The following is a 12,725-nucleotide window of genomic DNA, read 5'->3' as shown; positions in this document are numbered from 1 at the left end:
CGCAAAAAGGTTCTGGTGCACGGTCTTCCGGGAACCGGGAAGACCACCCTTATCGAGCGGATCGTGCAGAAGCTTCCCGGGGTCAAGAGGGGGTTTGTCACCCGGGAGGTGCGGGAGGGAGGGCGGCGGATAGGTTTCAAAATCTATACCCTGGACGGACGGGAGGCCTGGCTGGCCAAAAAGGGCCGGGGCTGGCCCCAGCTGGGTAAGTACCGGGTCTTCCTGGAGACCTTCGAGAAACTGGCCCTTTCCTCTCTTGAGCCGGATCCCTCGGCCCCGGGGCCGGTGATCTTCGTGGTGGATGAGATCGGCAAGATGGAGGTCTTTTCCGAGGCCTTCCGTCAACGTATCCGGGAGCTTCTGGCCGGGCCGGAACTTCTGCTGGCCTCGGTGGGTTACGGGAAGGTCCCCTTCCTGGAGGAGGTTCTCAGGCTGGAAGGGCCCATCTTCTGCGAGGTTACTCCGGACAACCGGGATTTTCTGGTCTCCAGGATCCTGGTGGAATTCAACCGCCCGGGGCGTCTTATCGTCTTTGAGGGGCTGGACGGCTCCGGGAAGAGCACCCTGTTACGGGAGGTGGGGCAGAGGTTGAAGGAGGCCGGCCGGCCGGTGCTCCTTACCCGGGAACCCACGGAGGGGGAATGGGGGAAGAAGATCCGCGAGCACCTGGTCCGCAGGACTCCCCTTTCTCCTCAGGCCTTTGCGGAGCTGTTTCTGAGGGATCGCAGGGAACACGCCGAACGGGTGATCATTCCGGCCCTTCTTCAGGGCAGAATGGTCCTCTGCGATCGCTACTATCCCTCCACCCTGGCCTATCAGGGGAGCCAGGGGCTGGATCCGGAGGAACTCCGCCGGAAGAACGAGACCGTGGCTCCGGTGCCGGACCTGGTGATATACCTGGATCTTCCGGTGGAAAAGGCCCTCGATCGGGTGAAGGGCCGGGCCGAAAAACGGGAGCTTTACGAGACCGAGGCCATGCTTCGGGCGGTGAGGGAGACCTATCTCCGGATCCTGCCCGGTTTTCGACACCTGACCCTATCCTCCGAAAGCCCTCTCCCGGAACTGGTCCGGGAGGTCCTGGCCCATCTCGGCGAAGAAGCCCCGCTTAACCCCGCCGGGAATTAAATAGCCGGGTTTAGGTCCACTTTTCTGCCGATGGATCCCATTTTCATTCTATACCTCTTCATCTCAGCTTGACAAAGTTTCTTATTCTTAAATATAGTGTTAAAGAGAGAAGAAAATCTTCGGAGGGGGGTAAGGATGAGAAAGGTAAGAAGAGGGAAGAGGAGAGGGTTTTTCTGGGTTTTGGTTTTGGTGGCAGGGTGTTTGGGGCTTGCGGGAGGGGTGTGGGCCTCGCCCATACCCTATTACTGGGACGATAGCTCTCCCTGGCATTACGCCCACTTTCATGCATACGCACACGTAGATGGTTACAGTAATGGAGAAGCCAAGCATGTTTTCGGGCCTTCCGGAATTTCCCAAACCGATGATGCGGATACGGCGGTAGATGCTTACCAGGACAATCCCCCGGCCGAGGCCCAGGTCTCGGGTTCCTATACCCATGCTCTGTCCCCGGGGGTAACGCAGAGATGGACGGCCTCGTCTCAGTCGAGGAGTTTTCTTGATGAGGGCGGGGTGAGCGGTCTTTCCGCCTCGGGATCAGCCTCAACCAACATCTATGTAAGCGCTAACGACTGGGCCTCTTTTTATGCTAATCCTTCGCAGTCTGGGTATTTTTATCTGGATAAGCCCCTTACCCTGCGGGTGGTCGAGTTTGCGAACTATAGGGGTTTCGATTACGGCCCGAATTACAATTATGCCAACCGTGCTAGTATTACCTGGAATTTTTATCTGTACCAGTACGAGGATTCCGACAACAACGGGGAGCCGGACAGTTATGTAAGGCAGATCGCCCACGTCTGGAACCAGATTAATCCTCAGGGGATAAGCGGTGATGGGGAGTATTCCTACGCCTATGAGTATTTCCTTGAGCCGGGGTGGTATTCTCTTTCTGCGAGTCTCTCTATCTCCGGGACGGTCTATCAGGGGGATTCCTTAAGCGTGAACGCCGGGATGCACCTCGGTGCGGTGCCTCTTCCGCCGGCGGGGGTCCTTTTCCTTCCCGGTCTCCTCGGTCTGGCGGGGCTTAAGCGTTATCTCCGAACCTAGGGAGCCGGCCTTGCAAAGGAGCGGTCCGGGGGGCCTTAAGGCCCCCCTTTTTTATCCCCGGGGCAGGATGGCGGGGCTCATCTTTCTGGCCGGGCTTATTCTGTGGGCCTATTTCCCCCTTCTTTCCCGGTTCTTTAAGGTCTGGCGCCTGGGGGACAACAGTTACTGCTACCTCGTTCCCCTTATCTTCGCCTATCTCTGCTGGGAAAAGCGTTCGGAGTTCCGGTTCCGGGAGATGGGCTTTCATCCCCTGGGGCTTCCGGCCCTCATCTTCTCCTTTCTTCTGGCCTATGCCGGCCTCTTTTCCGCGGTGGATTTCCTGCTCTATCTCGGTTTCTGGGCCGCCATCCTTTCCCTGGCCCTCCTTCTTTACGGAAAAAGGGTCCGGGCGCTTCGGTTCCCCTTCCTGATCCTGCTTTTCATGGCCCCGCTCCCTCCCTTCGTGCGCAGGGTCCTGACCTTTAAGCTTCAGCTCTTAACCTCCCGGCTGTCGGCCCTGCTGCTGAATGCGGTGGGGCTGGAGGTCCTGCGGGAGGGGAACCTCCTTCACGTGGGAGGAGCGTGTCTGCAGATCGCCGAGGCCTGTAGCGGGCTGCGGTATTTCATGCCCCTCATCCTCCTCGCCCTTCTGGTTTCCTATTACGGGTTGCGTTCCCTGTGGGCCCGGCTGATCATGGTGTTCCTGGTGGCCCCGGTGGCGGTCCTTTCCAACGCCCTGCGGGTCTTTCTCACCGGGGTCCTGGTGGCGCGGGGGCATTCCGCGGTGCTGGAGGAGCCCTACCATTCCCTCCTGGGATGGCTGGTCTTCGTGCTGGCCCTGGGGCTCTTTCTCCTCTCCCTACTTATCCTGCGCTTTCTGGAAAATCGGCTCTCGCCCTCCGCGGAGGCCTCCCCTTCCCCCGGGGAGGACCGGGTTTCCGCCGGCCGGGTCTCCCTCTGGCCGGCGGTGATCTTCGGGGCCCTTCTCCTTGCGGGAGGCTGGGGCTTTCGTATGGTCCCCGAACTTTCCACCCGGCTCACCTCGCGGCCGCTGCTTTATTTTCCCCTGGAGATAGGGGGGTGGCACGGGGAACCGCGGCGGCTTTCCCCCCGGATCCTTAAATCCCTCTGGGCCGACGATTACTTTTACGGTCTTTATCGCCGGAAGGATTTTCCCGGCGTCATCTTTCTCCTCATTCCCTATTATTCCTATCAGACCACCTGGCACACCATCCACACCCCTCAGAGCTGTCTTCTGGGAGGGGGGTGGGATATCGTACGGACCGGAATCTGGGAACTTGACCTTTCCGGGAAAAGGGCTATTCAAGTAAAATACCTCTGGCTGAGGAAAGGGGGGCAGCGCCTCCTGGCTACTTATTTCTTTATGGAGAGGGGGAGGGTCCTGGTAAATCCCTGGAAGCACAAGTTTTATCTGTTGCGTGATGCGGTCCTTCGCCGAAGGACCGATGGGGCGCTGGTGAGGGTGGAGATGCTCTGTCCTCCGGGGCTTAACCGGCAAGAGGCCGAGCGGGCCCTGCGGGAGTTTCTGCGGGCCCTGTGGCCGCATCTCCAGAGATTCATCCCGGGGTAGGAGCCGTGTTTCAGCAGCAGGTTCGTTTGATCTATAACCTGTTGATGCTCCTTGACGCCCTGAGTATCGCTATCGCCGGATACCTGGCCTTTCTCCTGCGCCGTTCCCTTTACGGCGGGCGCTGGCACATGCCCGGGGAGCTCCTTCTTTATTCCATCCTCCTGGTGGTCCTGGTGAATAACTACGTCATGGGGCGGATCGGGCTTTACAACGAGGGTCTTCCCTCGCGGGTGCTTCCCCATCTCTGGGCGGTGTTCAAGGCCCTGGTCCTGGATTTTGTGGTGCTGGGGGCCTTCATCTTCGCCTTTAAAAAGACCGGCTATTCCCGGCTCTTCTTCTTCACCTTTCTGGCCCTGAGTTTCGTGCTGGTGAGTCTGAACCGGGTGCTGGTGATCGGATACTGCCGGCACTTTGCCGGAAAGAGGTTCCATGCCCGCCAGCTCCTCCTGGTGGGGGACCGGGAGCGGGGGCAAATCGTGGCCGAGGCCCTGGGCCGGCAGTTGAGCTGGGGGCACAAACTCCTGGGTCGGCTTGTGGTGGAGGAAAAGGACGCCGGGTCCTCCGAGGTGCTGGGAACCCTGGAGGATCTTCCCCGGATCCTGCGACGCTTTCCGGTGGATGAGGTGGTCTTTGCGGTAAGGGGCCAGAAATCCATTAACCTTCCCCATTATGTGGATCTCTGCCGGAGGATGGGGGTGGATGTGCGTATCCTTCCGGCCTTCTGGTCCCCGGAGGGGGCCCGGTTGCACGCGGAGATGGTACAGGAAATCCCCTTTCTGGTCCTGCGCACCACGCCGTTTAACGCCACCGGGCTTCTCTATAAGCGCCTTCTGGATATAGCCGGAGGGCTGGTGGGAACCGCCCTCTTCCTCCTCATGTATCCCTTTGTGGCCCTGGCCATCAAGCTCGATTCTCCGGGGCCGGTGCTTTTCAAACAGAAACGGGTGGGGCAGCACGGACGGGTCTTTACCCTTTATAAATTCCGTACCATGTACGTGGATGCCGAGGAAAGGAAGAAGGAATTGATGCAGAAGAACATCATGAAGGGGCCCATGTTCAAGCTAGAAGACGATCCCCGCATCACCCGGGTGGGCCGGTTCCTGCGTCGCACCTCCCTGGACGAGTTTCCGCAGTTCTGGAACGTGCTCAAGGGAGAGATGAGTCTGGTGGGGACCCGACCTCCCACCCCGGAGGAGGTGGAGAAATACGACCTCTGGCACTGGCGGCGCATCGCCATCAAGCCGGGCATTACCGGGCTCTGGCAGATCTCGGGCCGGAACAAGATCACCGATTTCGATAAGGTGGTGGAGCTCGACTGCAAGTACATCGAGAACTGGCGTTTCCTGGACGACATAAAGATCATCCTCAAGACCATCGTGGTGGTCCTTTCACGGAAGGGGGCCTTATGAGGGCGGCGAGGAGATGGGGTTGTCTGTTTCTCCTGGTGGTTATCCTGGCCGCCTGCGGGGGGAATCCGGCCCAGAAGAAGAAACGCTATCTCCGGCGGGGGGAGGAGGCCCTGAAACAGGGGGATTACCGTCAGGCCGAGGTCAACTTTCGAAGGGCCTTACAGATAGATCCGCGTCTGGCCCCGGCCTATTATGGGCTGGGGGTGGTCTATTTTAAGGAGGGGCGGATTCCCCGGGCCTACGGGGCTCTGGTAAGGGCGGTGGAGATCTCCCCGGACCTCCTTCCGGCCCGCATCCTCCTGGGCCGGATCTTTCTCCTGGTGCGCAAACCCGATAAGGCCCTGGCGGAGGCGGAGTATGTCCTTTCCAAAGATCCCGGTCGATCCGAAGCGAAGCTGCTCAAGGCCGCGGCCCTTCTGGGCCTGCGAAAATACGGGCAGGCCCGCCCCCTGGTTGAGGCCCTTTGCGGGGAGCGGGAGGTTTCGGCCTGTCTGATGCTTGCGGACCTGGATCTTCGGACCGGCCGGAAATCCGAGGCCCAAGGGGTGCTGCGCCGGGTCCTCGAATTCCACCCCGGCCAACCCCAGGCCACCCTCCTTCTGGCCCGCATCCTGGAGGGCGAGGGGAAATATGCCCAGGCCGAAGCGCTCTACCGATCGCTTTATGAGGCCCATCCCGACGATTTTCGCTATCTGGAGGGGCTGGTGCGTTTTTACCAGAGAAGGAGGGATCTTCCCCGGGCCATCCGGGTCCTCCGGGATGCTCTGACCCGGGGCGTGGGAGGCGAGAGGGCCTATCTGCTCCTGGCTCGGGTCTATGCCCTGGCCGGCGAGGAGGAGCAGGTAAAGAAGACCCTGGAGGAGGGATGGCGCCGGTTTCCCCGAAGTTTCCCTCTGCTCGAGCAGCTGGTTCTCTATTCCTTCGGGCAGGGGAGTCGGGAGGAGGCCTATCGTCTGATCGAGGCCTATATCTCCCGGGTGGACAAGGATGCCCTCAAGATCCGGGCCAGGCTCCTTAAGGCCACCCTCCTCTGGAGGGAGGGACGTCTCCGGGAGGCCCTGAAGGAGGTGGACGGCGTCCTTGAGGACAGTCCGCATCTGGTCTCGGCCCATCTCCTCAAGGGGGACATCCTCTTCCGGCGCGGGGATTATACCGGAGCCATCGGCGAATACCGGGCGGCCCTGGGGGAGGAGCCGCAGAACCCGGGGATCATGCTCCGTCTGGCCCGGGCCCATCTCCTTAACCGCGAGCCGGACCTGGCCGAGGACATGTATCGGCGGGTGCTGGAGGTGTCCCCCGAAAACCGGGAGGCTTATCTGGGTCTGGCCGAGGTCTATGTGCGGGAGGGGCATCCGGAGAAGGCCCGGACCCTGCTCGAGGGGAGGTGGAAGAAGGATCCCGGCGATCTGATTGTGGTGGAGAAGCTGGTGGATCTCTATCTGCAGGAAAAGGACCGGGCCGCGGCCCGGCGGCTGCTGGAGAGGACCCTGGCCCTTAACCCCCGGCATCCCCTGGTGCTTACGGTTCTCGCCCGCATCGTCCGGAAAGCCGGGTTGACCCGGGAGATGATCGCCTATTGCCGGGAACTCAGCCTCCGTGACCCCCGCCCCTTTTATCTGCTCCTGCTGGCCCAGCTCTACGGGGAGACCGGGGACTACGCCCGGGCCATAGCCCTTTACCGGCGCGTTTTAAAGAAGAATCCCCGGAATCTGGTGGCGGCCAACAATCTGGCCTTCTACCTGGCCCAGTATCAACCCACCCCCCGGAATCTGGCCGAGGCGGAGCGACTTCTTCTCCCCTGGGTCCGGAAATATCCCCGGCGGACGGAACTGGTTGATACCCTGGCCTGGATCAAGTATCGTAAAGGGGATTACGCCGGGGCCAGGGCCCTGCTCGAGAAATTGGGAGATAAGGTCAAGGATTATCCGGTGGTTTCCTATCATCTGGGGGCGGTGTATTATCAGCTGGGAGAAAGGTCCAGGGCGCGGGTTTATCTTCGGCTGGCCCTGGAGAGGGGGCGGGAGTTTGCCGGCCGCGAGGAGGCCCGGAGACTCCTGGCGGAACTGGAGAAAAACCCTTGAGGGAGGGAGCAGGGATGCGGGCACGGGTGGTCTTGTTGTGCGGGTTGATTTTCTGGCTGGGGCTGGTCTCCCGGGTGCGGGCGCAGGAGGTGCCCTTCTATCGTCTCGGTCCGGGAGACGTGCTGGAGATCACGGTGTGGCAGGATGAGCGCCTGAACCGGAAGGTGGTGATCCCCCCGGACGGGGTCATCTCCTATCCCTTCGCCGGGGACATAAAGGTAAGCGGGCTTACCGTGGCCGATCTCAGAAGGGTACTTCAAAAACGTCTGAGCGAATACATTCAGAATCCCACGGTTACGGTGATGCTGGTGCAGGTCAACAGCCTCAAGGCCTATGTCATCGGAAAGGTGAACCACCCCGGAGTATATCCCATCGAGCTCAATACCGATGTGATGCAGATTCTGGCCATGGCCGGAGGCCTTACCCCTTTCGCCTCCTCCAAGAAGATCCTCATCCTCCGCCGCCAGGGGGATCGGATCATCAAGATCCCCTTTAACTACGACCAGGTGATCCACGGCCAGCACCTGGAGCAGAACATCATCCTTAAACGGGGGGATGTGGTCGTTGTTCCCTAGGGGGGCCATCGTCTGTCTGGTGGTGGGGTTCTGGGCCATGAGCGCTCTTTCCCCCCTGTGGGGAGCGGATTTTTATTTTTCCTCCCGGCTTAAGTTTCAGGGGTATTATGACGACAATGTGGCCTTTACCTACTATCCCGAGGAGGATTTCTATCTGGTGGCCTCTCCCTCCTTTTTTTCCACCTATAAGACCGAACGCTTCGGGCTTACCTCCCGGGTAGGGATGGAGGCCTACCAGTATATGGACCATACGGAACTCAACACCGTAAACTACAGCTGCGATGTGAACTCCGGATACAAATGGGGGAGGAGGCTGGATTTCACCCTGCACGGTTCAGCGATAAAGGACACCACCCTGGAGTCGGAGCTCAGGGAGACCGGCATCGTGCGGTTTCGGCAGGATCGTCACCGTTACGTGATCTCTCCGGGGCTGACCTATGCCCTCAATGAATTGACCCGTCTCAGCCTGAATTTTTCCGCCTCCCGTACCGAGTACGAATGGAAGTACAATGTGGATTACGACGAATACACCGTCTCCGGCACCCTGGAGAGGAATCTGAGAAATCAGCGGGACACCTTTCTCTCCCAGGTCTATTACACCAAGATAGATTCGGAGAACAGTCTGGTGCACAATTACGGGTTTCTCCTGGGATGGCAGAGGCTTCTCTCCCCCACCTCTACGCTCAGGTTTTTGGCCGGGATGCGTTATACCCGCACGGAATATTATCTCACCTATCTGCGTCTGGTCTTCGTGCCCTACTGGCCTTTTATCGCCGTGGTCCCGGTGCGCCGCAAGGAGACCGAGCACAACTGGGGTTCCCTCCTCGATCTTTCCTGGGAGAGGACGGCGGAGCGTTCCCGTTATCGGCTGGGGGTAAACAAGACCCTGGTTTACAGTTCCTTCGGACAATCGGTGGACCGCTGGCGGGTTTCCGCCTCCTGGGTTTATCATCTAACCCCGCGCTGGGACCTCTCCCTTTACCTTTTTTACGCCCGGACCTCCTCCAGCGGCGGGGTCTATAAGGAAAAAAATACCTACTATTCCCTTAGTCCCAGCCTGAGGTATCTTCTTACCGAGCGCTGGTCCCTGGAGCTGGGTTACAAGTACGCCGATTTCCGCAATCGGGTGACCGACCGGGAGTACGATCGGCAGCAGGTCTGGGTGAGGTTGATCCTTAGATTCGGAAGACCTCCGACCTTCTAATAAAAGATTCGGGGAGGAACCATGGAACAGCAGGACCTTCGTTATCTGGTGCGCATCTTTCGCCGCCGCAAAAAGGCCTTTTTCATTCCCTTCTTTACGGTGTTCATCACCATAGCCCTGATCGCCTTTATTCTGCCTCCGATCTATAAGGCCACCACCACCATTCTCATCGAGGAGCAGGAGATTCCTCCGGATTACGTGAAGAGCACGGTGACCGGTTATGTGGAGGAGCGTTTGCAGACCATCACCCAGGAGATCATGAGTCGGTCCAATCTGGCCAGACTCATCGAGAAGTTCGATCTCTACCCGGAGATGCGCGACAAGTACACCCTGGACGAGATCATCGACCGGATGCGCGGGGATATCAAACTCGAACCCATAAATGCGGAGGTCTCGAACACCCGGGGAGGGCGTCCGGTTTCGGCCACCATTGCCTTTACCCTTTCCTATGAGGGGCGCGATCCGGTCAAGGTACAGAAGGTGACCAATGCTCTGGCCTCGCTCTATCTGGAATACAATCTCAAGAGCCGCGAGGAGCAGGCCTCGGGCACGGTGACCTTTCTGGAAAAACAGCTGGAGCAGGTGCGTAAACACCTGAAGGAGCTGGAGGCCCGGATCAGCCGCTTCAAGAAGGAACACCTGGGGGAACTTCCGGAGATGACCACGATCAATCTCCAGACCATCGACCGGCTCGAACGACGGCTTGAGGATCTGGAGGCCCAGATCCGCTCCCTCAAGGAACAGAAGGTCTATTTGCAGGGGCAGCTGGCGCTGGTGGAACCCATGGCCCCCATCAAGACCGAGGAGGGAAAGGCGGTGATGACCCCGCTGGAAAGACTCAAGTATCTCCGGCTCAAGCTGGTCAGTCTGCGGGCCACCCTTTCCCCCAATCATCCGGACATCAAGAAACTGGAGAGGGAGATCAAGGCCCTGGAGGCCCAGGTGGGCACCACGGACTATACCCTGGAGAAGATCAAGCAGCTCAACGATCTTCAGGCCCAGCTGGCAGAGTTGCGGCAGCGCCTGGGGCCCAAACATCCGGATGTAATCAGCCTGGAGAAGAAGATCAGGCTGCTCTCGCAGGAGCTGGCCGATTCCAACAATACGCAGACCAAGGCGGCGCAGGTGGCGCTCAATCGTCCGGACAATCCGGCCTATATCAACCTTATGACCCAGATCGCCTCCATCGAGGTCCAGATAAAGAGCCTGGAGGAGGAAAAGAAACAGATCGAAAAGAAGATCGAGGAATATCAGCGTCGCCTGGAGAACACTCCTCTGGTGGAGAAGGACTACAATCTTCTCCTCACCGATTATCAAAACACCCGCCGAAAATACGACGAGCTGATGGACAAGCTCATGGAGGCCCGGATTGCGCAGAAGCTCGAGGAGTCCCGTAAGGGGGAACGTTTCACCATCATCGATCCGGCTCAGCTGCCGGAGAAACCCTACAAACCCAAACGTATGGCCATTGTGCTCATAGGGTTCGTGCTGGCCCTGGGGGCCGGGGTGGGGACGGTATCCATCATGGAATACCTGGATCGTTCCCTGAAGACCCCGGAGGAGGTCCAGAAATTGACCCCGGTTCCCCTGCTGGCCACCCTGCCCTATGTGGAGGGGGAGGAGGAGCGAAGGGCCCGAAGACGCAGGAACCTCCTGATCCTGGTGGCCTTTCTGCTCCTGCTGGTGCTGGGAGTGGTGCTGTTTCATTTTCTGGTGATGCCACTGGATATATTCTGGCTCAAGGTGGAGAAGAAGATCGGTCTTTTATTACTCTGAGCGGGGGTGGATGATGAGCAGGATCAAAAAGGCCCTGGAGAAGGCCGAGGAGGCCCGGAGGGAGATCGTGGAGCTCACCCGCCGGGGCGGGGGAGCGAGGAAGGAGGTCCGTCCCGAATACGTGCAGACCCGGGTGGTGCCGGTGGACCCCGAGGTGCTCAGGAGGAACAAGGTCTTCGGGTTCTTCGAGGAGGACGCTCTCACCGAACAGCTCAAGATCCTTCATACCCGGGTGCTGGATCGGATGGAAAAACTGGGGGGGAACGCCCTCCTGATAACCAGTGCGCTTCCCGGGGAGGGGAAGACCCTTACGGCCATCAACCTGGGGCTCAGCATGGCCCGGGAATTCGACCGCACGGTCCTTCTGGTGGACGCCAACCTCAAGAACCCCTCGGTGCACACCTATCTGGGGCTTCCCGCGGAAAAGGGGCTGGCCCATGTCCTCCTCCGGGAGGCCGAGATCCCGGAGGTCCTCATCAATCCGAACCTTCCCCGCTTCGTGGTCATGCCGGCGGGAAGGTCCCTCACCGGTTCGGCCGAGGTGCTGGGTTCTCCCTATGCGGAAAGTATCTTTGAGGAGATAAAGACCCGCTATCCGGAAAGGCTCATCATCTTCGATGCTCCCTCGTTACAGACCGCGGATCCCCTGGTGCTGGCGGATTATGTGGACGGGGTCCTTCTGGTGGTGGAGGCGGAAAGGACCACCGAGGAGCAGTTCCGCTCCGCCCTGGAGATGCTTCAGGAGAAGCCCCTGGTGGGGGTGGTGATGAACAAGTTCCGGTTTTAACGGATTATGTACGAACGTTTTTACGGCCTGCGCGAAAAACCCTTCACCCTCTCCCCGGACCCCTCCTATCTTTTCATGAGTCCGAAGCACGAAAACGTTTACACCCACCTGCGCTATGCCGTGGTCGAGAACAAGGGATTTGTGGTGATCACCGGAGAGATAGGCTCAGGAAAGACCACCCTCATCAACTATCTTCTGGCCCGGATCCGGGGGGCGGTGAGGGTGGCCTATGTATATAACACCACGGTTTCCCCTTCGCAGTTTCTGAAGCTGGTGGCCCGGGAGCTGGAGATCCCGGTGGAGACGCAGGACAAGGTGGGGATCTTTGAGGCCTTAAACCAGTTTCTTCTCCGGGAATATGCCGCCGGGCGCAGGGTGATCCTGATCGTGGACGAGGCCCAGAATCTCTCCCTCTCCACCCTGGAGGAGATCCGTCTGATCTCCAATCTGGAGACCCAGAAGGAACCTCTGTGGCAGATTATCCTGGTGGGGCAGCCGGAATTGCGGCGCAAGCTCGAACACCCCTCCCTCAAGCAGCTGGTCCAGCGGGTTACGGTTTACTGTCATCTGGAACCCCTGGACCTGGAGGAGACCAAGGCCTACGTGCGGCATCGCCTGCGGGTGGCCGGGGCGAAACGGGAGGATCTTTTCACCGAGGAGGCCCTGGAGGCGGTCTATCGGTATTCCCGGGGGATTCCCCGGCTCATAAACCTCATCTGCGATACGGCCCTGGTCTATGGGTTTGCCGACGGGATCCCTCGCATCGGGGCCGATCTCATCGAGACCGTGGTGGAGGATAGGCGGCAAAGCGGACTTTTCTTCGAACCCGCCGAGACCGCGGGGGAGATCTCTTCCCCGGAGGCCGGGGATCTGGTTTCCCGGGTGAGGGATCTCGAACAGCGGGTGAGGGTGCTTGAGGCCCTGGTGGGTGAACTCTCCGAACGCCTGGAGTTCTGTCGCTCTCTGGAGAAGGAATGGCGAGAAATCCTGAAAAATCTTCTGTCATTCGTCAACATTAAATCTTCTGTTACCGCAGAGCGAAAATGTCACCCTAACTGCAAGGGGAAAATGTCACCCCCTTCCTGAGTCCGCTTTTTAAGCCTGAGTCTGGTCTTTCGGCAAGCCTTCTTTTGCCTCCTGACCTCCTCATAAGG

At 59.4% G+C, this 12,725-nt stretch carries 10 protein-coding genes; all 10 read left to right on the top strand.

Going from position 1 to position 12,725, the window contains the following annotated elements; genetic code table 11:
- Positions 1–1,125: dTMP kinase (tmk, locus tag F8J34_RS08140; RefSeq protein WP_297058143.1), on the top strand; the 1,125-nt coding region annotated here is incomplete at its 5' end.
- 135 nt (positions 1,126–1,260) lie between these two features.
- The gene (locus F8J34_RS08135) at positions 1,261–2,169 is read left to right on the top strand and encodes a hypothetical protein (protein WP_297058139.1); all 909 of its coding nucleotides are present in this window, start codon (positions 1,261–1,263) and stop codon (positions 2,167–2,169) included.
- A gap of 67 nt (positions 2,170–2,236) precedes the next feature.
- Positions 2,237–3,739 carry an exosortase C-terminal domain/associated protein EpsI gene (locus F8J34_RS08130; RefSeq protein ID WP_297058136.1) on the top strand — a complete coding sequence of 501 codons (1,503 nt, stop codon included), beginning with the start codon at positions 2,237–2,239 and terminating at the stop codon, positions 3,737–3,739.
- Positions 3,706–5,148, top strand: coding sequence for a sugar transferase (locus F8J34_RS08125; RefSeq protein WP_297058134.1), 1,443 nt, complete (start codon positions 3,706–3,708; stop codon positions 5,146–5,148). The genes F8J34_RS08130 and F8J34_RS08125 overlap by 34 nt, the downstream gene beginning before the upstream one ends.
- Positions 5,145–7,229 (top strand): tetratricopeptide repeat protein, encoded by a 2,085-nt coding sequence (locus tag F8J34_RS08120; protein WP_297058131.1) that lies wholly within the window; start codon positions 5,145–5,147, stop codon positions 7,227–7,229. Before F8J34_RS08125 ends, F8J34_RS08120 begins: the two co-directional genes overlap by 4 nt.
- 14 nt (positions 7,230–7,243) lie before the next feature.
- A complete protein-coding gene (locus tag F8J34_RS08115; protein WP_297058128.1) occupies positions 7,244–7,804 on the top strand; it encodes a polysaccharide biosynthesis/export family protein in 561 nt (186 codons plus the stop codon).
- On the top strand, positions 7,794–9,008 hold the full coding sequence (locus F8J34_RS08110) for a hypothetical protein (protein ID WP_297058125.1): 1,215 nt from the start codon (positions 7,794–7,796) through the stop codon (positions 9,006–9,008). The genes F8J34_RS08115 and F8J34_RS08110 overlap by 11 nt, the downstream gene beginning before the upstream one ends.
- Positions 9,009–9,029: 21 nt before the next feature.
- Positions 9,030–10,784, top strand: coding sequence for a GNVR domain-containing protein (locus F8J34_RS08105; RefSeq protein WP_297058123.1), 1,755 nt, complete (start codon positions 9,030–9,032; stop codon positions 10,782–10,784).
- A 13-nt stretch (positions 10,785–10,797) separates the two neighbouring features.
- On the top strand, positions 10,798–11,571 hold the full coding sequence (locus tag F8J34_RS08100) for an AAA family ATPase (RefSeq protein WP_297058122.1): 774 nt from the start codon (positions 10,798–10,800) through the stop codon (positions 11,569–11,571).
- Between the two features lie 6 nt (positions 11,572–11,577).
- Positions 11,578–12,657, top strand: coding sequence for an AAA family ATPase (locus F8J34_RS08095; RefSeq protein ID WP_297058120.1), 1,080 nt, complete (start codon positions 11,578–11,580; stop codon positions 12,655–12,657).
- Positions 12,658–12,725 lie beyond the last annotated feature (68 nt).

This window comes from Thermosulfurimonas sp. (assembly GCF_015491435.1).
Taxonomy (GTDB): domain Bacteria; phylum Desulfobacterota; class Thermodesulfobacteria; order Thermodesulfobacteriales; family Thermodesulfobacteriaceae; genus Thermosulfurimonas_A.
Note: the sequence above shows the minus strand (reverse complement) of the source record. Positions and strands in the feature narration are given on the sequence as shown.